Source organism: Novosphingobium sp. KACC 22771 (assembly GCF_028736195.1).
Classification (GTDB): domain Bacteria; phylum Pseudomonadota; class Alphaproteobacteria; order Sphingomonadales; family Sphingomonadaceae; genus Novosphingobium.
Map to the genome: position 1 here is coordinate 2,972,270 of NZ_CP117881.1, position 20,414 is coordinate 2,992,683.

Consider the following 20,414-nt stretch of genomic DNA (forward strand, 5'->3'; position numbering starts at 1 on the left):
CTTCCCCAGCTTTCTCGTCGCCCGGCAGGACGTAATCCGACCCTTCCCAAGGCGAAGTGAAGTCGAACTGACGCAGATCCTGCGCCAGACGCACCGGCTCATAAACCACGCGCTTCTCTTCGTTCGAGTAGCGCAGTTCCTGATAGCCCGTCAGCGGGAAGTCCTTGCGGAAAGGATGCCCTTCAAAGCCATAGTCGGTCAGGATGCGGCGCAGGTCCGCATTGCCCGCAAAGACCACGCCATACAGGTCGAATACTTCACGTTCGAGCCAGCCAGCCACCGGCCAAAGCGTCGTCACGGTCGGAACCGGGGCAACCTCGTCGGTGGTGGTCTTGACGATGATGCGGTGATTCTTGGTCAGCGAGAGCAGCATGTAGACGACTTCGAACCGCTCGGGGCGGCTCGGATAGTCGGCGCCGGCGATTTCCACCAGCTGCTGATATTCATGCTTGTCGCGCAGGATGCGCAGCGCATCCTCGACATGCTCGCGCGTCACCGTGATGACGATTTCGCCATGCTCTTCCTTGGACGCGGCAACGCGGTGCGACAAAGCGGCCACCAGCGTGTCAAGAACGCCCTCGTTCGAGCTCCACTTGGGGGCGGAATGCAGAACAGCCATTCGTCCCTCCCTCAACGCTCGATGGTGCCGACGCGGCGGATCTTCCGCTGCAGCTGCATGATGCCATAGAGCAAGGCTTCGGCGGTCGGCGGGCAACCGGGGACATAGATGTCAACCGGCACGATGCGATCGCATCCGCGCACCACCGAATAGGAATAGTGGTAATAGCCGCCACCATTCGCACACGATCCCATCGAGATCACATACTTGGGGTTCGACATCTGGTCATAGACCTTGCGCAGCGCCGGGGCCATCTTGTTGCACAGCGTGCCGGCCACGATCATCACGTCCGACTGGCGCGGCGATGCGCGCGGAGCAGCACCGAAGCGCTCCATGTCATAGCGCGGCATATTGACGTGGATCATTTCCACAGCGCAGCAAGCCAGGCCAAAGGTCATCCACCACAGCGAGCCGGTACGGGCCCACTGAAACAGCTCCTCGGTGCTGGTTACCAGAAAGCCCTTGTCGGAGACTTCGCTCGACAGGTCGTTAAAGAAACCCTGATCGGGGGCGACCAACTTGCCGTTGGCCGCCATGATCGGTTCAAAGGAGGGATTTGTACTCATTCCCAGTCCAACGCTCCCTTCTTCCACGCATAGGCATAGCCGATCACGAGTTCGGCCAGAAACACCATCATCGTCAGCCAGCCGGCCCAGCCGGTTTCCTTAAGGCTGACCGCCCAGGGAAACAGGAAAGCTGCTTCGAGATCGAAGATGATGAAGAGGATCGCCACGAGATAGAAACGCACGTCAAACTGACTGCGCGGTTCTTCAAAGGCGGGGAAACCGCATTCATATTCCGAAAGCTTGTCAGCATCCGGCTTGTACGAACCCGTAAGGCGCGACACGAGAATGGGCAAAATGACGAAGGCCGAAGACAAACCAAGCGCGATCCCGAGAAAGATCAGGATGGGAAGGTAGTTCGACAGGTAGTGCGACAGGTCGATCAAGAGCTGACTCGCATATTAAGTTGATCTTTGGCGGCCCTAGTCCCCCTTTCCGGGGTGCGCAAGTGTCCTCTCGTCCCAAACTGTGCAGGAGCGAAAAGAACCTGCGAGAATATCTGCAAGTGCTTCTCAATAGCGTAAATTTTGCGTATTTCCGCCACTTTCCGCCTAGGACCTATCCCCGATTGCCTTTGCTGCGCGGCGGCACTATCTCATAGTCAAGGCAGGCGCGAACACGTCTGTAACCTCGGGCGCCCATGCGCCTTGCAGCATCAGGCGCAAGCCGCGCCTCACACACCGGAGGGCCCTAGTTTCATGGCACAGATTTCCGCTGCTGATCCCATCGTCATCCTTTCCTACGCCCGCACCCCGATGGGCGCGATGCAGGGCAGCCTCTCCGACGTGTCCGCCACCGAACTGGGCGCCACCGCCGTCAAGGCCGCCGTGGAACGCTCCGGCATCGCGGGCGAGGACATCGAGCGCGCCTATATGGGCTGCGTGCTTCCCGCAGGGCTTGGTCAGGCTCCCGCGCGTCAGGCCGTGATCAAGGCCGGTCTGCCCAAGTCGGTTCAGGCCACCACCGTCAACAAGGTCTGCGGCTCGGGCATGCAGACCGTCATCATGGCCTCCGAAGCGCTGGCGGCGGGCAGCGTGGATTTCGTCATCGCGGGCGGCATGGAAAGCATGACCAACGCGCCCTATCTGCTCAAAAAGCATCGCTCGGGCGCGCGCATCGGCCATGACACCGCCTATGACCACATGTTCCTCGACGGCCTCGAAGATGCCTATGAAGGCGCCGCCATGGGCAGCTTTGCGCAGGTCACCGCCAATGATTACGGCCTGACGCGCGAAGGCATGGACGCCTATTCCATCGAATCGCTGGCCCGCGCGAAGGCGGCTGTCGCAGAAGGTCGTTTTGCCGACGAAATCGCCCCCGTGACGATCAAGACCCGCGCTGGCGAAGTCGTTGTCGACACCGACGAAGCCCCCGGCAAGGGCCGCCCGGACAAGATCCCGGCGCTCAAGCCCGCTTTTGCCAAGGACGGCACGATCACGGCGGCCTCGTCCTCCTCGATCTCGGACGGCGCGGCGGCCATGGTGCTGACCCGCCAGAGCGTGGCCGATGCCAAGGGCGCGAAGCCCGTCGCCATCGTCAAGGCCGTTGCCGCGCACGCGCATGACCCCAAGCTGTTCACCACGGCCCCGGTCGGCGCGATCCAGAAGGCGCTCGACAAGGCGGGCTGGACCGTTGCCGATGTTGATCTGTTCGAAGTCAACGAAGCCTTTGCCTGCGTCGCCATGTTCGCGATCCACGACCTCGGCCTCGATCACGCCAAGGTCAATGTCAACGGCGGCGCGACCGCTCTGGGCCACCCGATCGGCTGTTCGGGCGCGCGCATCCTCGTGACTCTGATCGCGGCCCTCAAGGCGCGCGGGCTGAAGAAGGGCGTGGCCGCGCTTTGCATCGGCGGCGGCGAAGGTACGGCTGTGGCGGTCGAACTGGTTTAATTCACCGGCAATTGTTTAAAGGGAGCGCTCTGACGGGAACGTTGGGGCGCTTCTTTTTTGCGCCGGGTTTGGATAAATGCCTCCGGCGGGCAAAGGGACTGGTCCCTTTGCAATCCCATTATTGGGGTGGCGTTATGATCGCGGGCGCCGCTTTGGCAGAATGCTTTGAAAGCCTGCGGCGCGGCGAACTCAAATCTTACCGCGCCGCAGGCTTTCAAAATTCGGACGGCGCGTCCGACACGTAACGCCGAACCCGATCCACAACGCAGACAGTAACGGGAGCGCGAGGGACGAGTCCCTCGCATCTATCCCTAAACCTTCAAGGCTTCCCCGCCCCCCACAAACGCCCCTCAGGCACAAAGCCCACATGGCGATCAATATCCATCTGGCACCAACCGTCTTTGCAGGGCCCCAGCCGCCCCACCAGCCCCGGCGCCAGTTTCCACAACAGCGGCGTCCCCTCGCCCGGCCCGGCGTGCATTTCCACCGGTCCCTTGCCGCGGATCAGCGCGGTGGGCGTCTTGTTGAGAAAGCGCATCATCATCCAGCCGCGCGCGCCATCGGGGTCTTCGACCAGATACCAGCCCTGAAACACGCGCAGAACCTTGATAGGCAGGAACTGGCGGCGATAGACGAAACGGATCGCGTAATCCTCACCCGGCCCGGTGCGCATATTCACCACCGGATCGCGCAGCGAGCGCCATGCAGGAAATTGCGGCGTCTCGGCCCCTGCCGGGTTGGCCGAAATCGTGCCGATCATCACGCCCGCAATCAGGCCCGCCCGCCTAAGCTTATTCCAGAATTCATGCAACATAACCGATCTATAACCAGTTTGGCGCCCATGCGGCAAGGTGCACGCCATGCAATCCGCCGCAAGCCGGGGCATAAGCCGCCACGAAAAAGCCCGGTCACGCCTGTGCATGACCGGGCCAATTCAGGTTTGGGCGCGAAACCGGCCGATCAATCGCCGGTCAGGATGCGATCCACCAACTGCTTCACCGTGGGGGTGAAGTTGTTCGAATAGAACGGGTCCTGCTTGAAGCGATAGGCCGCATGACCGGCAAACATCAGGTTTTCGTTGATGTCGCCGCCATGGGCGATGTTCTGCAGGCTCTTCTGGATGCAGAAGCTGCGCGGGTCGGCCATGCGGCCCGTGGTCCAGTCATCATGGTCTTTCCAGCTGGAAAAACCGCAATGCGAGAGGCAGCCCATGCAGTCGGCCTGATCCTTGCGGATTTCCTCGCGCTCGGCCTTCGATACGAAGATCACCGTGTCGTCGGGCGTGCGCAGAGCCTCGACAAAGCCCTCGTTCACCCACTGATGCGCGCGGGCGCGGTCGCAGGGCGTCACCCAGAAGTTCTTGCCCTTTACGCCCACGTCAAGCTGCACCGTGTGATCGCCCGCTTCCACCTTCGAATAGGGGATCTGGCGCTCGCTGCGCGCAACCAGGCTCATCAGGAAAGGATTCTTGACCGCCGAGGAATAGAAGCCCGTGGGCGAAAACTTGTGCAGCAGCACGTCGCCCGGTTCGAGCGTGCGCAGGTGGTCCTTCCACGCCTGCGGAATCGGGCTTTCCTCGGTCAGCAGCGGACGCGTGCCGAACTGGAAAACGATCTGGCCAAGTTCAGGATTATCAATCCAGTTTTCCCATTCGCGCAGGAACCACACGCCGCCCGCCATCACGATGGGAACGCTGTCAGGCACGCCCTCGGCGCGCATGGTTTCGCGAAGTTGCTTAACCCGGGGATAAGGATCCTGCGGCTTGGTCGGGTCTTCCGCATTCGACAGACCGTTGTGTCCGCCCGCCAGCCAGGGGTCTTCATAGACCACCGCCGCCATCAGCTCGGCCACCTTGTGATAGGCCCGCTTCCACAGCGCGCGGAAGGCGCGGCCCGAAGACACGATCGGCAGATAATGCACATTGAAGCGCGCCGCGATCTCGGAAAGCTTGTACGGCATGCCCGCCCCACAGGTCACGCCCGTCACCAACCCCTTGGTGCGTTCGAGCACGCCTTCGAGAACCTGCTGCGCCCCGCCCATTTCCCACAGGACGTTGATGTTGATCGCCCCGCGCCCCGAGGCAATGTCATAGGCGCGCTTCACCTGTTCCACAGCGCCATCAATGGCATAGCGGATCAGTTCCTCATGGCGCCCCTGTCGGGTCATCGCATGATAGATCTGGGGGATGATCTTGCCTTCGGGATCATAGCTGTCGGCGTTAACCGCGCTGACCGTGCCGATGCCACCCGCAGCGGCCCACGCGCCCGAGCTGGCATGATTTGTCGCCGCCACGCCCTTGCCGCCTTCCACCAGCGGCCAAACCTCACGACCACCATAAAGGATCGGCTGCAAACCCTTGAAACTCATTGCCTGTAACTTTCACCACAAACCCCGACACACCGCAGAAAGAGAAGCACCCTCCCCCTCCCCTGCGGCCCCGGAAGATCCGATCGGGGCGACCGGACCTTCCAAATGTTCAAATAGCGTTCATAAACCTTTCAGCCAAGCATGCGACTAAAATCCGCATAGCTCGTCTGTATTTTGCCTCATTTTCCTTGCGGCACAATGGCCTGCGCAACAATCCGCCCAACCTGCGCCAACAGCTCCTCGGCGTGCGAATCGCCATCGGGCGTGGGCTTTGGCGGGTTGTAAAAAGCCGCCACGGCAAAAGGCGCATGCCGGGGCGGCTCAACCCAGGCCAGATCAACATAGGTGCCGCGAATGTCCGCAGGCAGGCCCGTCCCGGTCTTGTCGCCCGCCCACCAGCCCGCGGGAAAGCCCGCACGCAGACGTTTGGACCCGGTAGTGGTCTCATGCATCCAGCCCTTCAACCTGTCGGCCACAACCGGCGACAAGGCATCCTGCCGAAACATCTTTAAGAGATTGCCCGCCATCGCCATAGGGGTGGTGGTATTGCGCAAGCCGCCCGGCGGGACACGATTGAGCGCCGTTTCGTAATCATCGAGCCTGCTGACCGTATCGCCAAGGCCGCGCCAGAACCGGTTGACCCGATCATACCCGCCGATCCGCCGCATCAACAGATTGGCCGCGCCATTGTCGGACTGCTTCTGCACCGCCTCGGCCGCGTCCTCAATCGAGATGACGCCTTGGGAAAGCCGCGCCTGAAGCGCGGGCGAATTGCTCAGGACATCGGGCGGACCAAATTGCAGCTTTTCATCAAGCCGCCACTCGCCCTTTTCCGCGCCGGAAAGCATCAGCGCAGCCAGGCTCAGCTTGAAGGAAGAGCAAAATGCAAAGCGCTCATGGCCGCGCCAGTTCACGGTTTCGCCCGAAGCCAAAGCGACAGCAAAGCCCATGCGCCCGCCCGATTGCCGCTCAATGTCGCGCCCGGCCTGAAGCACCCATTGCCGACGCACGGGCGGCAAGGCCCAAACCGGCGAGACGCCCAAGAAACCCGCCGCCAGAGCGCCGCTCATAAAATGCCGGCGCCCCAGCACAGGCGTCATCAATCCACGTCCTCGACGCTGACCTTTTCGCCCGTCACGCGCTGAGAGAGGGCCGCGGCCATAAATGCGTCCAGATCACCGTCCAGCACATCGGCAGGCGTCGGGCTGGTCACGCCGGTGCGCAGATCCTTCACCATCTGATAGGGCTGAAGCACATAGGAGCGGATCTGGTGACCCCAGCCGATGTCGCTCTTGGAGGCGTGCTCGGCATTGGCCGCTTCCTCGCGGCGCTGCATTTCGGCTTCGTACAAGCGCGCCTTGAGCATGTTCATCGCGGTTTCGCGGTTCTTGTGCTGGCTGCGGTCGATCTGCGAGGCCACAATAATGCCGCTGGGCACGTGGGTGATACGCACGGCCGAGTCGGTCGTGTTCACGTGCTGACCACCGGCACCCGACGCGCGATAGGTATCGATCTTCAGATCGGCCGGGTTGATCTCGATGGTGAAACTGTCGTCGATCACCGGATAGACCCAAACCGAGCTGAACGAGGTGTGGCGCCGCGCGCTGCTGTCATAGGGGCTGATGCGGACCAGACGATGGACGCCGCTCTCGGTCTTGGCATAGCCATAGGCGTTCTCACCCTTGCACAGGATGGTCGCGCTTTTGATGCCCGCCGTATCGCCCGCCTGAAACTCGATCAGGTCAACCTTGAAGCCCCGCTTTTCCGCCCAGCGCGTGTACATGCGCAGCAGCATCGAGGCCCAATCCTGCGATTCGGTGCCGCCTGCGCCCGCATGGATTTCGATATAGGTGTCCATGCCGTCGGCCTCACCGGCCAGCAGCGCTTGCACCTTGTCGCGATCCGCGCGCTCGGCCAGAGCGGCCAGAGTCGAGAGACCTTCCGCAACGGTGGCCTCATCGTCCTCGACCTCGCCCAGTTCGATGAACTCGATCGCATCGCGCATTTCCGCGCTGATCTCGTTGACCGCGCCGATGCTGGCCTCAAGGCGGCGACGTTCCTTCATCACCGCTTCGGCTTCCTTGGGATTGTCCCATAGCTTGGGGTCCTCGACGCGCGCGTTCAACTCGTCAAAGCGGCGCAGCGCGCGCTCCCAATCGAGAAACTTGCGGACCAGCGCCAAAGCTGCCTCGATCCGGTCAATATGGGCCTGCCCTTCGGCACGCATGGTCTTTACCCTTGTCTTTTATCCAAACCACGGCGCGTTAGCCGGATTGAGGGGAAAGTAAAGGGAAAGCGTCAGAACGCCCCGCCTTATTCGGCCCGGCCGATGGCCCTTATCCGGCACGGCCGATGGGATTGCGCCCATCAACGCCCGTGCGGAGCGATCAGCGGGGCCAGCATCATCAGGGATATCACCGATGTACGCAGCATCGGGTTGTTCAGCAGGTTTCGCATCATGGCGCGCTTCCTTGGCCAATCGAAAAAGTTCAAACGCCGGAAAATCAGGCGCAAATTTACTATGGCCCAAGATGCGCCGCACACCCATTTGCACAATGCAAAAGTCCCAAAACGGGATGGCCGGGCCCGCAGAGGTTAATCCCCCCGCGTTGCCCCATAGCCCGGCCCTGCCATCAATGCCTGGCCAGGCCCTGCACCGCAGCCAGCGTCTTGGACACGTGATCCTTGTAGTCCATGTCGGTATAGGCCAGCTTGATCTTGCCGTCGGTCCCGATGACATAGGATGTGCGCTTGGTCACCGATGCGGAAATCCCCAAAATGGAGAGCGCCACGTCATAATTCTTGATGATCGCCGCGTCCGCAATCGCCACGGGAAACTTGTCGCGGCATTCCATCGTCGAAAACTTTTCCAGCGTGGGCAGATCGTCGGCCGACATACCGATCACCATCGCGCCCGCCTTGGCAAAATCATCACTGGCCTCGGCAAAGGCATGAGCCTCCAGCGTGCAGCCCTTGGTGAAAGCCTTGGGATAGAAATAAACGACGACAGGCCCCTTTTTCAGCGCCTGTTTCAGGTCGAAAGTGAAGGGTTTTCCGGCCTTGGCGCCTTGCGTGACAAAGGCCGGAGCGGCGGCTCCCACCGCCAGTTCGGCCCGCGCCGTGGTGGACAACAGAGCGCCGACGGCAACAGCGGCCAGCACAGGGGCGAACAGGAGGCTCAGCTTCTTCATGGCTGGGCAGAATGTGCCCATTACCCGCCGCTGTCCAGAGGGACGAAGGGGCGGGTCCGACGCGCGACAGGCAGGCGATGGCTTGCCAGCGGGGCGATAATCGGCAAATCCTGCGCCCCATGAAAAATCCAGCTCTGCTCGCGCTCTCGCTCGCCCCTGCGTTCCTGCCCGCCGCCGCCTTTGCGGGCGCGCCCTATGTCGCCATGGGCAGTTCCTATGCCGCAGGCCCCAACATCGGCCAAAGCGCTGACACGCCGCCCAATCGCTGCGCCCGCTCGGCCAGCAATGCCGCGCATATATTTGCGCAAAAGGCCGGTCTGGAATTGAAGGACGTCTCGTGCAGCGGGGCGACCACCGCGCATATTCTGGGGCCGTGGAATGATTTGCCCGCACAGGTCGATGCTTTGGACGCCGATACGCGGCTGGTGACGGTGACGATCGGCGGCAATGATCTGGGTTATATGACCGCCATCGGCAAATTGCGCTGCCCGGCGCTGGGCGAGGCGGAGCGGGCCCGCTATTTCCCCAACGGTTGCACGCCTTTCGCGCCGTTGACGCAGGAGGCCAAGGCCAAGCTGGCCGCCGACATGGACCGCATGATCGCCACCATCCACCAGCGCTCGCCCAAGGCGCGGGTGCTGATCGTGCAATATTTCTCGCTGATGCCCGCCACCGGCAATTGCCCCGCCACCGGCCTGTCGGACGATGATGTGGCCCAGATCCGCCCCATCGCCGCAACGCTCAGCGCCATTACCGAAGCCTCGGTGCGGCCCTATCGCGCCTTTGCCCGCACGGTGGCGCTGGATCGTGCCTCGGCGGATCACGGCATTTGCGGCGCGGCGCCATGGTCCAATGGCGGCAACCCCGATCTGGCAAAAAAGGACGGGGTCAATTACCACCCCAATCAGGCCGGGATGGCCGCCGCCGCCGCGCTGATCGAGGCGGCATGGAAGGCGCGTTAGGGCGCGCGCGTTAGGATGCGTTTCGCCGCCGTTTCCGACATTCACGGCAATCTGCCCGCGCTCGAAGCGGTGATTGCCGACATCGCTGCGCGGGGAATCACGCAGGTGGTCAATCTGGGCGATTCCCTGTCCGGCCCGCTCTGGCCGCGCGAAACGGCGCAAAGGCTGATGGCGCTGAAGTGGCCCACGCTGGCGGGCAATCATGAGCGGCAATTGCTGACCATCGACCCGGCCCGGATGGGTCCGACCGATGCCGCCGCCCATGCCGCCATCGATGATGACATTCGCGCATGGATGGCGACCCTGCCGCCCAAAATGGAATGGCCCGGTGATGTCTTGCTGTGCCACGCCACGCCGCATAGCGACGACACCTACTGGCTCCACCGCCGCCGCGAGGGTGCAGGCGGGCGGATGCGCGAATCCACCCTTGAGGAAATCCTGCCCCACGCCAGCCACCATGCGCTGACGCTCTGCGGCCATACGCATATGCCGCGAGCCGTTACTCTGCCCGATGGGCGCCAGATCGCCAATGCGGGCAGCGTCGGCCTGCCCGCCTATGAGGATGATGTGCCATCATGGCATGTGGTGGAAACCGGCACGCCCGATGCCCGCTATCTCAGCGCCGAATGGGCCGATGGGCGCTGGCATGTCACGCTGCATGCGGTGGCCTATGACCATGAAAGCGCGGCGCGGCGGGCCGAGGCGATGGGCCGCGCCGGATGGGCGCGCGCCCTTCGCACGGGCAAGATGGGCTGATTGCCGCGAGCCTTACTGCTCGACCACCACATCCTCGCCATCGCCGTGCTGGAACACGCGCCCGCCCAAAGCGTCAAACCCGCGCCGGATCGCGTCGAGCAACTCGCTGCGCTTGGCCGCGACCTGTTCCTGACGGCCCACGCGCTGCGGCTCGGTCTCGGGCTTGAAGGCTTCCCAGATGACCTCGGCCTTGGGATCATCGCCCGGCGTGCCGCCAAACACACGCTGGCCGGTGGCGCGGCTGATCTTCATCATGCGGATGCCCGGCGGCGCGACAAAAGGCGTGTGATCCCAGCGCGTTTTCGTCAATTGCACGAATTGCTTGAAGATCGGCGCGGCATAGGTGCCGCCTTGCGCATAACCGCCCAGCGATTTGGGCTGGTCATAGCCGATATAGACACCGCCGACGATCTTGGGCGAACCGCCCACAAACCACACATTGGTCGGCCCGGTGGTCGTGCCCGTCTTGCCGAACAGAGGCAGCCCCAGATCGCGCAAAGTCACCGCTGTACCGCGCTGCACTACGCCTTCGAGCATATGGACGGTCTGATAGGCCGTGCGCGCATCCATCACCTGATGCCCGCGCGGGGCAAAGCGCGGCATCGGTTTGCCATCCCAATCGGGCATGTTGCAGCCGTTGCAGGCGCGCTCGTCCGCGCGCCACACGACCTTGCCGTTGCGGTCCTGAATGAAGTCCACAAAGGTCTGCTGATGCTGAACCCCGTTTGCCGCCAGCGCCGAATAGGCATTGACCATCTGGGCCACGGTGGTTTCCCCCGCCCCCAGCGCAAAGCCGAAATAGGGCGGATATTTGCCGATGCCCATATTGGCAAAGGTCTTGACCACCTTGTCCATGCCCACATCATTGGCGATGTGGACCGTCATCAGGTTGCGCGACTGTTCAAGGCCCCAGCGCATCGTGTGGATGCCGCCCATGCCCCGGCTGTCAAAGTTGCGGAAGCATTTTTCGCCCAGATTGGCGCCCTGATAGACGCAGAAGGGCTGGTCCGCGACCATGCTGGCCGGCGTCATGCCATTGTCGAGGCCGGTGGCATAAACAAAGGGCTTGATGGTCGAGCCGGGCTGGCGCTGGGCTTGGGTGGCGCGGTTGAAACTGTCCAGCCCGTCGTCAAACCCGCCCGCCACGGCCAGCACGCGCCCGGTGCCGGGCTGTTCCACCATCATGCCGCCGCCAACGCCGGGCAGCAGGCGCAAGCCATAGACGCCCGTGCTGACCGGCGCGGCCGTGACCACATCGCCCACGCGGACCTGATCCACCAGCCCCGTCAGCGCCGCGGTGCTGCCGTCGGTGAAGCCGATCTGGCCATTTCCTCCGCGCCGCAGGACCACGCCGACGCGCCAGTCCTTGTAGGCTATCGTCTTGTTCAAGCCGATCAATTGGCTCTGCCAATGGTCGGGATCAAGGTCGATATGGGCGATCGGCCCATGCCACCCTTTGCCCGCCGAATAGCGCAGCAAGCCCCCGCGCAGCGCTTCCTGCGCCGCCTTCTGAAGTTCGGAATCGAGCGATGTGCGCACCCACAGCCCGCCCGCATAGACGCTGTTGGGGCCGTCTTCGGCGTTTTCGCCATACTTGGCGATCAACTGGCGGCGCACTTCCTCAACGAAATAGCCGACCGACGGGTCATAGGTTTCCACCCGGCGCTGGATCAGGCCCAGCGGCTGCGCCTTGGCATTGGCGGCGGTGGCCGCGTCGACGGCGCCGTTCTTGACCATCTGGTCCAGCACCCAGTTGCGGCGCGCAATCGCCTTTTCGGCGAATTTGGCGCGGCCATAAACCTCGGGCGCCTTGGGCAGGATGGCGAGGAAGGCCGCCTCGTGCAGCTCCAGCTTGTCCACGTCCTTGCCGAAATAGGCGCGGGCCGCGGCCTGTACGCCAAAGCTCTGACGACCCAGCGGAATTTCGTTGAGGTAAAGCTCAAGGATCTGCTGCTTGTTCAGCACGCCCTCGATGCGGAAGGCGACGATCATTTCCTTGAGCTTGCGGCTGACCGAATATTCATCGCCGATCAGGATGTTCTTGGCCACCTGCTGGGTAATGGTCGAGCCGCCGCGCGCACGTTCGCCACTGCCGTATTTCAGCGCGTAATCGACCACCGCCTGACCCAGACCGATGAAATCGACCCCGCCGTGATGGAAGAAATTCTTGTCCTCGGCCGACAGGAACGCATTCACCAATTGCCGGGGAAAATCGACATAGCGCAATTGGACGCGCCGCTCGCGGGCATAGGAATAGACGATGCCGCCATCATTGCCGCGCACCATCGTGGGCAGCGGCGGCTGATAGGTCAGCAAAGTCTCGGCCGACGGCAGCGTGCGCAGCACCGTCACATAGAGCAGCAGCCAGAAGGCCAGCCCCAGACCAAGCAGCAGCGCGCCGATGCGAAACAACCGCCCGCTTTGCCAGCGGGCACGAAACCACGCGCCAAAACGCCCCGCCACCGGCCCCAGCACAGCAAGCGGGCGCGCCACCATCCGGCGCCATACGCCCCCCGCCTGACGGCGGATGCGCAGGTGGGAGTTTTCATTCTGATCGGGCGAGTTGTTCGGATCAGAACCGGGCTGTGAAGGATCGCTGGGCGCCATAGATTTGCGCCCCTAGCATGGGCGGGCAGGGTTTTGCCAGCGGTTAAGGTGCTGCAAGCGCGCCAAGCGTCTCGCCCGGTATCGGCGTTTGGGCCGGTGCGGGCGTTTCGTTTTGGCCGGCTGCCTCACCCTCGATGGGCGTTTCACGCTGGCGGGCAAAGTAAACGCGGATCGCCTGCGCCGTGGCATGGGCAAAGTCGCGGCGCCCACCGGGCGAGGACAGGCGCGCGGCATCATCGGCGTTGGAAATATAGCCCGCCTCATACAGAACCGAGGGCACATCGGGCGCCTTGAGCACCACAAAGGCGGCTGATTGGATCGCGCGTTCGCGAAAATCGATTCGCGCGCGCCCATCGCCACCCTCACCTTCTCCTGCCTGCCCCTCGCGCAGGATCAGGCGGGCAAAGCCGGTCGACATTTCCGCCGCATGGCGCTGTGAAAGATCCACCAGAATGGCCGAGACCGAGCTGCTGGTATTGGCCAGCGACACGCCATTGACCGTATCGGCGCGGTTTTCCGAAGCGGCCAGATGCTCGGCCTCCTGGCTGCTGCCCCGGTCGGACAGGGTGTAAACGGTCGCGCCATGGGCGCCGGGCGTATCGGCGCTGTCGGCGTGGATCGAAATGAACAGATCCGCCTTCAACCGCCGCGCAATGCCCGAGCGCTCCTCAAGCAGGAGATAGCGATCATCCGTGCGCGTCATGGCCACGCGAATGCCGCCCACCTCCAAAAGCCGCTGGCGCAGAGCCAGGGCCAGCGAGAGGGTCAGGTCCTTTTCCGCCGCATGTTCGCCATGCGCGCCCGGATCATGCCCGCCATGCCCGGCATCGATCACCACCAGCGGGCTGCGCGGATCATTGGGCCCGGCAATTTCGGGCAGAGCCGCCATCGCGCCGGGCGGCGGCAGGTCAAAGCGCACCACATAATCGCGGGTAAAACCCGGCGCGCCCATCCACCCGTCCATCAACAGCATCGCCACCAGCAACAGCAGAGGCGCGAACAGCGCAAAGATCAGCAGGCCGAGCGTGCGCCGGGGCGGCTCGTCCGCCGCGCCCCCGTGATCCGGCGGCAGGAGATCCATCGGCGGGACATCAGGATCGGAAAAGGTTTGGGACATTGCGCGGCGCTGTGGGTCCATCGGGGCGAAGGGCGTGGTAAACTTTGCCCCTTATCGGCGCAATGGGGTTAACACCGCGTTGGTATTAATTGCCGCAGGCCCGCCAAAAAAGGGTAGAATCACGCATCGCATGGAACTTGCCCGGAAAGACAAGGGGTGCTAGCAGGGAAAGACCGGGGGCAGTCTATTCCCCGCGCCCCTGCCTTTTTCAGGCCCCGCCCGCACAAACCACAAAAGGTCCGCTGGCGTGTCCACCCCAAGGCATCGCCGCCCGCCAATATGGCCGGGCCAAGCAAAAGGGAAGCGCGATAAAACCTGCCCTTGGCCCCGGTCGTTTTCTGGCCGGACGTACAGGTTGATGCAGGTATGATGAGTTGTGTTCCGTCCCAAAATCCGCAGCCGCAAGGCGGCTTTGCGGCGTGGGCGGAAGACTTGTCGATGGCCGATCGCTTCACGACAATTTGGTCGCATTCCATGAAGCAACCCGCGATTTCTGGTTCAGAAGCCGCCGGTTCCGTTTCGATGAAGCAGCATGCCATCGGCGCGCGCAGCATTTCGCGGCGCCTCCCCTGCCTTGCAGACACGAAAAACGCCGGCGGCCCTGATGGCGCCTCCGGCCTTTCCACTCATGCCCGGCGCGCGACAAGCGCACCAGGCCTGTCGATCCTCGCGCAGGCGGACGCGGCTCCAACAAGGCCATATGCAACGCCCCCGCGCGAACACCACCACAATTGCCGCGCCCCATTGCCGGGCCTTTCGCCGCTGGGCACAGCCCGGACCGCGCGCGGCTGGAGAAATCATAATGTCAACGCGCATGCTGATCGATGCGCGCCACTCGGAAGAAACCCGGGTGGCGGTGCTCAAGGGCAACCGTATTGAAGAATTCGACTTTGATTCTGCCGATCACAAGCAGATCAAGGGTAATATCTATCTGGCCAAGGTGACGCGCGTCGAGCCGTCGCTTCAGGCCGCCTTTGTTGATTTCGGGGGCAACCGCCACGGTTTCCTCGCTTTTAGCGAAATTCACCCCGATTATTACCAGATCCCCAAGGAAGACCGCGAGGCGCTGCTGGCCGAAGAGGCGGCCCACGCCGAGGAAGAAGCCGCGCTGCGCGCTGTGGCCGAGGGTGAGGAAGACTTCGTTGGCGACGATGAACTGGGCGAAGGGCTGGCCGACGATTTCGCGGGCGGCGGCGTCGAGGAAACCGGTTCGCTGATCGAGGTCGATACCTCGGAAAAGAACAGCGTGGCCACCATCGAGGCGGGCCATGTCGAAGACGGCTTTGACGGCGAGCATGAAGCCGAGGAAGCCTCGGAGAACGAGGAAGGCAACGAGCGCCGGGGCCGTCGCGGCCGCCGTCAGGGCGGGCGCAACGCCAGCCACGCCAAGGAAGCCGAAGAACTGCGCGCCAAGCGCATGGCGCTGCGCCGCCGCTACAAGATCCAGGACGTGATCCACCGCCGTCAGGTGCTGCTGGTTCAGGTCGTGAAGGAAGAGCGCGGCAACAAGGGCGCGGCGCTGACCTCGTACCTGTCGCTGGCGGGCCGCTATTGCGTGCTGATGCCCAATTCCAGCCATGGCGGCGGCATCTCGCGCAAGATCAGCAGCTTTGCCGACCGCAAGCGTTTGAAGACCATCATCGCCGAAATGGACCTGCCCAAGAGCATGGGCTGCATCGTGCGCACGGCAGGGCTTCAGCGCACCAAGACCGAAATCAAGCGCGACTTCGACTATCTGGCCCGTCTGTGGGACGATATCCGCGAAAACACGCTGAAATCCGCCGCGCCCGCGCTGATCCATTCGGACAGCGACCTGATCAAGCGCGCGATCCGCGACATTTATAACCGCGACATCGAGGAAGTGATCGTCGAGGGCGACGACGGCTATCGCGCGGCGCGTGACTTCATGAAACTGCTGATGCCCAGCCATGCGCGCCGGGTGAAGCATTATGCCGACCCGGTCCCCCTGTTCCAGCGCTTTGGCGCCGAGGATCAGTTGACCGCGATGTATGATCCGGTGGTTCAGTTGAAGTCGGGCGGCTATATCGTCATCAACCCGACCGAGGCGCTGGTGTCGATCGACATCAACTCGGGCCGCTCCACCAAGGAGCATGGCATCGAGCAGACGGCAGTGGCCACCAACCTTGAAGCCGCGCGCGAAATCGCCCGCCAGCTCCGCCTGCGCGACATGGCCGGTCTGGTCGTGATCGACTTCATCGACATGGAATATGGCTCGAACGTCCGCAAGGTCGAGAAGGCCATGAAGGAAGCGTTGAAGAACGACCGCGCGCGCATTCAGGTGGGCCGCATCTCGTCCTTCGGCCTGATGGAAATGAGCCGCCAGCGCCTGCGCACGGGCGTTCTGGAGGCCACCACCCGTTCGTGCCCGCATTGCGACGGCACGGGTCTGGTGCGCACCGCCGGGTCTGCGGGCCTGTCGGCGCTGCGCCTGATCGAGGAAGAGGCCGCCAAGGGCAAGGGCACGATCATCACCCTGTTCGCCAGCCAGGAAGCCTCGATCTACCTGCTCAATGCCAAGCGCATTGACCTGGGCGAGATCGAGCATCGCTATGGCGTCTCGGTCGAAGTGATCCCCGAGGGCGAGAATGAAGGCGCCAAGATGCGCGTCGTCTCGTCGGGTCCGCGCAACGAATTCGTGCCCAAGTTCGAGCCGCTGGTGCTGGAGGAAGACCTCGAAGACCTGCCGGAAGAGGACTTTGAGGACGAGATCGAGGAAGAAGCCGAAGAAGCCGTTGAAGGCGAAACCGGGGGCGAAAGCGCCGACAGCCGCCGCAAGCGCCGCAAGCGCCGCCGTGGTCGCGGCCGTGATCGTCGCGAGGATGGCACCGCCGAGGAAGGCGTGACCACCGAGGGCGCCGAGCCGGTTGAGGGCGAGGAAGGCGAGGAAGGCGACGAGACCGAAGGCGATGCCGAGGCTCAGACCGAAACCGCCGAAGCGGGCGACGAAGGTCCGCGCAAGCGCCGTCGCCGCAAGCGTCGTCGCAGCCGCAGCCGCGGCGAAGGCGAAGAAGGCACCGCCGAGGAACAGGCCGAAGCGGGCGATGACGAAGCCGATGCCGCCCCGGCGGTTGAAGCCGAAGCGCCGGTGGCCGCTGAAGTGGCGGCCGAACCGATGGTCGCAGCCGTCGTAGAGCCGGTGGCCGAGGCGGTGATTGCTCCTGCAGAGCCCGTTGCCGAGGAAGCCCCCGCCAAGCCCAAGCGCGTTCGCCGCAAGAAGGCCGATGCCGCCCCGGCCGAAGCCCCTGTGGAAGCCGCTCCGGTTGAGGCGGCCGAGGAGGCCCCCGCCAAGCCCAAGCGCGTTCGCCGCAAGAAGGCCGATGCCGCCCCGGCTGAAGCCCCTGTGGAAGCCGCTCCGGTTGAGGTGGCCGAGGAAGCTCCGGCCAAGCCCAAGCGCGTTCGCCGCAAGAAGGCCGATGCCGCCCCGGCTGAAGCCGCTGTCGAAGCCGCCCCGGTTGAGGTGGCCGAGGCAGCCCCGGTTGAAGCCCCCGCCGAAACCGCACCTGCGGCCGAGGATGACGCTTCGGCCTCGCCGCGCCGTGGCTGGTGGCAGCGCACCTTCGGCGAGTAAATCGCCAAGGCATTGCCAGAGTATCAAGCCGGGGGGCCATGCGCTCCCCGGCTTTTTACATGAGGCGCGAATTGGACGGGTCGGATCATGCCTTAAACCTGCGACTTTCGCCGCAGTGCAAAAATCTCTGCTTGCTCCTGCACAACAAGGCACTAGACAGGCGGGCAAGCAGGGGGCTATGCGCCCCTCATAGAATCTGTTCAGAGATGGAAGCAGCGGAAAATGGCCCAGTTCTCCCTCCCCGCCAATAGCAAGATCAGCAAGAATGGCACCGTCCATAAGGCAGAGGGCGCGACCAAGGTGAAGAAATTCACCGTGTATCGCTATGATCCCGACAGCGGCGAAAACCCCCGTTATGACACGTTCGAGATCGATCTCGACGCTTGCGGCCCGATGGTTCTCGACGCGCTGCTCAAGATCAAGAACGAGATGGACTCGACGCTGACCTTCCGCCGTTCGTGCCGTGAAGGCATCTGCGGTTCCTGCGCGATGAACATCAATGGCCGCAACGGCCTTGCCTGCACCACCGCGATCGAGGATCTTTCGGGCAATGTGCGCATCACGCCGCTGCCGCATATGGAAGTGATCAAGGACCTCGTCCCTGACTTCACGCATTTTTATGCGCAATACGCCTCGATCCGCCCCTGGCTCCAGACCGTTTCGACCACGCCTTCGGGCAAGGAACGCCTGCAGAGCCCCGAGCAGCGCGAAAAGCTCGACGGCCTGTATGAGTGCATCCTGTGCGCCTGCTGCTCGACCTCGTGTCCTTCGTACTGGTGGAACAGCGACAAGTTCCTTGGCCCGGCGATCCTGCTTCAGGCCTACCGCTGGCTGGCCGATAGCCGCGACGAATTCACCGGCGAGCGTCTGGATGAACTGGAAGATCCGTTCCGCCTCTATCGCTGCCACACGATCATGAACTGCGCCAATGTGTGCCCCAAGGGCCTGAGCCCCGCCCGCGCCATTGCCGAAATCAAGAAGATGCAGGCCGAGCGCCACGTCTGAGGCCAAGGCCTCGAAGCGAAAAAGCGCCGCCAGGTTCCCGCCCGGCGGCGCTTTTTGCGTTTAAACTGGGTAGAAACCCTTGATGCCGCGCGTAGGAATGGGTTAGCGACACGTAAATTATTACGATCCGCGCTTGATCCTCGGGAATTTACGATGCTCCGCACTACCCTTGCCAGCCTCATCGCCCTTGCCGCCCTCGTCGGCGGCGCGCAGCAAGCCTGCGCGCAGGCGAGGCGTCAGATCTATGTCCAGAACGCCTGCGCCCGCCCGCTGCGCGTCCTGCTGGACTATACCGATCACAAGGGGCTGCACGATCAGGGCTGGTACTATTTCAATCCGCGCGAAAGCTCGTATCTGCGCGCGCCCACGGGCGAGAAGCTGACCCAGATTGAAGATATCCCGCTTTACGCCTATGCCGAAACGACGGACGCGGGCCGCAAACTGCATTGGCAGGGCAACGGGCCGGAAATGAAGCGTGACGGCGGTATCTATCGCTCGATGCCCTTGACCACGCGGGTCGATGGCGACGGCGATATTCTGGCCCGCATCACCTGCGATTGAGAGTGCAAAGACGTTACGATGGTCAAGCCTGCTACTGTGATCGAACGCTATCGGGCGCTGATCCATACCCATGAATTGCGCGTCGATCGGGAACAGGCGGCGGCGGCCGAACGGCTGAACCAATTGCAGCAGGATCTGGAGGCCACGCCTGCGGGCGGCGGGTTCCTTGGCCGCCTGCTGGGGCGCAAGCCGGTACGCGCGCGCGGCGTTTACATGTGGGGCGGGGTGGGGCGCGGCAAGTCCATGCTGATGGACCTGTTTCACGACACGCTGAACATCACCGAAAAGCGGCGCGTGCATTTCCATGCCTTCATGCAGGAAGTCCACGCGATCATGCGCGATGTGCGTCAGGGCGAGACGGGCGATCCGATCCCCCAGGTCGCCGCGCGCATTGCCGAAGGCTTACGCGTGCTGGCCTTTGACGAGATGGTCGTCAACAATTCAGCCGATGCGATGATCATGAGCCGGTTGTTCACCGCATTGATCCACGATCACAATCTGACGCTGGTCACCACCAGCAACCGCGCGCCGTCCGAACTCTACAAAAACGGCCTCAACCGCGAGCATTTCCTGCCCTTTATCGCGCTGATCGAGGGCGAGCTGGATGTGCTGACGCTCAACGGGCCGGTCGATTACCGACTCGAACGTCTGGCCGGTATCCGCAGTTGGCACTGCCCGCTGGGCCTGCCCGCGACCGAGCGGGTGCGCGAAGTGTTCTTCCGCCTGACCGACTTTCCGCCCGAGGATGCGCGCAATGTGCCTTCGGCGGATCTCGATGTGGGGGGCGGGCGCATGTTGCATGTGCCCAAGAGCCTGAAGGGCGTGGCGGTGTTCAGCTTTAAAAAGCTGTGCGGTGATGCGCGCGGGGCGGCCGATTATCTGGCGGTGGCGCGGGCCTATCACACGGTCATTCTGGTGGGCATCCCGCGTCTGGGCAAGGATACGCGCAACGAGGCGGCGCGCTTTGTCACCCTGATCGACGCGCTGTATGAGCATAAGGTCAAATTGTTCGTGACGGCGGACGCTCCGCTGGATCGCATCTATGACGCGGGCGACAAGGACACCGACACCGGCAGCTTTGAATTTGACCGCACGATCAGCCGCCTGACCGAAATGCAGAGCCAGGATTACATGGCCAAGGGGCATGGCGAAGAATAAATAGGAAGGGGCGCCCGGCAAAGCGCC

At 63.2% G+C, this 20,414-nt stretch carries 16 protein-coding genes and 1 pseudogene; 7 read left to right on the plus strand and 10 right to left on the minus strand.

Features of this window, described 5'->3' with window-relative positions; translation table 11 throughout:
• Window positions 1-7: 7 nt before the first annotated feature.
• The 3 genes and pseudogenes from PQ467_RS13740 to PQ467_RS13750 all read right to left on the minus strand — a co-directional run.
• Window positions 8-619: pseudogene (locus PQ467_RS13740) on the minus strand (NADH-quinone oxidoreductase subunit C); the annotation flags it as partial.
• Between the two features lie 11 nt (window positions 620-630).
• Window positions 631-1,185, minus strand: coding sequence for a NuoB/complex I 20 kDa subunit family protein (locus tag PQ467_RS13745; protein WP_274173942.1), 555 nt, complete (start codon window positions 1,183-1,185; stop codon window positions 631-633).
• Complete coding sequence (locus tag PQ467_RS13750; RefSeq protein WP_274173943.1) at window positions 1,182-1,568, minus strand: NADH-quinone oxidoreductase subunit A; 387 nt, start codon at window positions 1,566-1,568, stop codon at window positions 1,182-1,184. Before PQ467_RS13750 ends, PQ467_RS13745 begins: the two co-directional genes overlap by 4 nt.
• Window positions 1,569-1,880: 312 nt before the next feature.
• Between PQ467_RS13750 and PQ467_RS13755 the strand changes: the two genes are divergently transcribed.
• Complete coding sequence (locus tag PQ467_RS13755) at window positions 1,881-3,074, plus strand: thiolase family protein (RefSeq protein ID WP_274173944.1); 1,194 nt, start codon at window positions 1,881-1,883, stop codon at window positions 3,072-3,074.
• A gap of 319 nt (window positions 3,075-3,393) precedes the next feature.
• On the opposite strand, the gene PQ467_RS13760 is transcribed toward PQ467_RS13755, so the two are convergent.
• The 5 genes from PQ467_RS13760 to PQ467_RS13780 all read right to left on the minus strand — a co-directional run bounded on the left by PQ467_RS13760 (window position 3,394) and on the right by PQ467_RS13780 (window position 8,632).
• Window positions 3,394-3,888, minus strand: coding sequence for an SH3 domain-containing protein (locus PQ467_RS13760; RefSeq protein ID WP_274173945.1), 495 nt, complete (start codon window positions 3,886-3,888; stop codon window positions 3,394-3,396).
• 146 nt (window positions 3,889-4,034) lie between these two features.
• On the minus strand, window positions 4,035-5,441 hold the full coding sequence (locus PQ467_RS13765; protein ID WP_274173946.1) for an NAD(P)H-dependent flavin oxidoreductase: 1,407 nt from the start codon (window positions 5,439-5,441) through the stop codon (window positions 4,035-4,037).
• A 179-nt stretch (window positions 5,442-5,620) separates the two neighbouring features.
• Complete coding sequence (bla, locus tag PQ467_RS13770) at window positions 5,621-6,541, minus strand: class A beta-lactamase (RefSeq protein ID WP_274173947.1); 921 nt, start codon at window positions 6,539-6,541, stop codon at window positions 5,621-5,623.
• A complete protein-coding gene (gene prfB / locus PQ467_RS13775; RefSeq protein ID WP_274173948.1) occupies window positions 6,541-7,668 on the minus strand; it encodes a peptide chain release factor 2 in 1,128 nt (375 codons plus the stop codon). The genes bla and prfB overlap by 1 nt, the downstream gene beginning before the upstream one ends.
• A gap of 406 nt (window positions 7,669-8,074) precedes the next feature.
• Window positions 8,075-8,632: a peroxiredoxin gene (locus PQ467_RS13780; protein ID WP_274173949.1), complete on the minus strand. Its 558-nt coding sequence runs from the start codon at window positions 8,630-8,632 to the stop codon at window positions 8,075-8,077.
• A gap of 119 nt (window positions 8,633-8,751) precedes the next feature.
• Here PQ467_RS13780 and PQ467_RS13785 point away from each other — a divergent pair, with 119 nt between their 5' ends.
• A complete protein-coding gene (locus PQ467_RS13785) occupies window positions 8,752-9,594 on the plus strand; it encodes an SGNH/GDSL hydrolase family protein (RefSeq protein WP_274173950.1) in 843 nt (280 codons plus the stop codon).
• A gap of 15 nt (window positions 9,595-9,609) precedes the next feature.
• On the plus strand, window positions 9,610-10,350 hold the full coding sequence (locus tag PQ467_RS13790) for a metallophosphoesterase family protein (protein WP_274173951.1): 741 nt from the start codon (window positions 9,610-9,612) through the stop codon (window positions 10,348-10,350).
• Between the two features lie 12 nt (window positions 10,351-10,362).
• Here the strand turns inward: PQ467_RS13790 and PQ467_RS13795 are convergent, their stop codons facing one another.
• Together PQ467_RS13795 and PQ467_RS13800 are read right to left on the minus strand one after the other, a co-directional pair.
• Window positions 10,363-12,846: a penicillin-binding protein 1A gene (locus PQ467_RS13795; RefSeq protein ID WP_274176164.1), complete on the minus strand. Its 2,484-nt coding sequence runs from the start codon at window positions 12,844-12,846 to the stop codon at window positions 10,363-10,365.
• A 154-nt stretch (window positions 12,847-13,000) separates the two neighbouring features.
• The gene (locus PQ467_RS13800; RefSeq protein ID WP_274173952.1) at window positions 13,001-14,074 is read right to left on the minus strand and encodes an N-acetylmuramoyl-L-alanine amidase family protein; all 1,074 of its coding nucleotides are present in this window, start codon (window positions 14,072-14,074) and stop codon (window positions 13,001-13,003) included.
• An 802-nt stretch (window positions 14,075-14,876) separates the two neighbouring features.
• Between PQ467_RS13800 and PQ467_RS13805 the strand changes: the two genes are divergently transcribed.
• The 4 genes from PQ467_RS13805 (at window position 14,877) to zapE (ending at window position 20,387) form a co-directional block, all read left to right on the plus strand.
• Window positions 14,877-17,663 (plus strand): Rne/Rng family ribonuclease, encoded by a 2,787-nt coding sequence (locus PQ467_RS13805; protein WP_274173953.1) that lies wholly within the window; start codon window positions 14,877-14,879, stop codon window positions 17,661-17,663.
• Between the two features lie 222 nt (window positions 17,664-17,885).
• Window positions 17,886-18,668: a succinate dehydrogenase iron-sulfur subunit gene (locus PQ467_RS13810; protein ID WP_274173954.1), complete on the plus strand. Its 783-nt coding sequence runs from the start codon at window positions 17,886-17,888 to the stop codon at window positions 18,666-18,668.
• A 153-nt stretch (window positions 18,669-18,821) separates the two neighbouring features.
• Entirely contained in the window at window positions 18,822-19,229 is a 408-nt protein-coding gene (locus tag PQ467_RS13815) for a hypothetical protein (RefSeq protein ID WP_274173955.1), read from the plus strand.
• 18 nt (window positions 19,230-19,247) lie between these two features.
• On the plus strand, window positions 19,248-20,387 hold the full coding sequence (zapE, locus tag PQ467_RS13820; protein ID WP_274173956.1) for a cell division protein ZapE: 1,140 nt from the start codon (window positions 19,248-19,250) through the stop codon (window positions 20,385-20,387).
• Window positions 20,388-20,414: the final 27 nt, after the last annotated feature.

Bases quoted from the DNA above. Each gene is read 5' to 3' on its own strand.
- PQ467_RS13765 (WP_274173946.1), bottom strand. From the start codon at position 5,441: ATGAGTTTCAAGGGTTTGCAGCCGATCCTTTATGGTGGTCGTGAGGTT.
- PQ467_RS13780 (WP_274173949.1), bottom strand. From the start codon at position 8,632: ATGAAGAAGCTGAGCCTCCTGTTCGCCCCTGTGCTGGCCGCTGTTGCC.
- prfB (WP_274173948.1), bottom strand. From the start codon at position 7,668: ATGCGTGCCGAAGGGCAGGCCCATATTGACCGGATCGAGGCAGCTTTG.
- PQ467_RS13815 (WP_274173955.1), top strand. From the start codon at position 18,822: ATGCTCCGCACTACCCTTGCCAGCCTCATCGCCCTTGCCGCCCTCGTC.
- bla (WP_274173947.1), bottom strand. From the start codon at position 6,541: ATGACGCCTGTGCTGGGGCGCCGGCATTTTATGAGCGGCGCTCTGGCG.
- PQ467_RS13805 (WP_274173953.1), top strand. From the start codon at position 14,877: ATGTCAACGCGCATGCTGATCGATGCGCGCCACTCGGAAGAAACCCGG.
- PQ467_RS13810 (WP_274173954.1), top strand. From the start codon at position 17,886: ATGGCCCAGTTCTCCCTCCCCGCCAATAGCAAGATCAGCAAGAATGGC.
- PQ467_RS13760 (WP_274173945.1), bottom strand. From the start codon at position 3,888: ATGTTGCATGAATTCTGGAATAAGCTTAGGCGGGCGGGCCTGATTGCG.
- PQ467_RS13755 (WP_274173944.1), top strand. From the start codon at position 1,881: ATGGCACAGATTTCCGCTGCTGATCCCATCGTCATCCTTTCCTACGCC.
- PQ467_RS13800 (WP_274173952.1), bottom strand. From the start codon at position 14,074: ATGTCCCAAACCTTTTCCGATCCTGATGTCCCGCCGATGGATCTCCTG.
- zapE (WP_274173956.1), top strand. From the start codon at position 19,248: ATGGTCAAGCCTGCTACTGTGATCGAACGCTATCGGGCGCTGATCCAT.
- PQ467_RS13785 (WP_274173950.1), top strand. From the start codon at position 8,752: ATGAAAAATCCAGCTCTGCTCGCGCTCTCGCTCGCCCCTGCGTTCCTG.
- PQ467_RS13795 (WP_274176164.1), bottom strand. From the start codon at position 12,846: ATGGTGGCGCGCCCGCTTGCTGTGCTGGGGCCGGTGGCGGGGCGTTTT.
- PQ467_RS13790 (WP_274173951.1), top strand. From the start codon at position 9,610: ATGCGTTTCGCCGCCGTTTCCGACATTCACGGCAATCTGCCCGCGCTC.
- PQ467_RS13745 (WP_274173942.1), bottom strand. From the start codon at position 1,185: ATGAGTACAAATCCCTCCTTTGAACCGATCATGGCGGCCAACGGCAAG.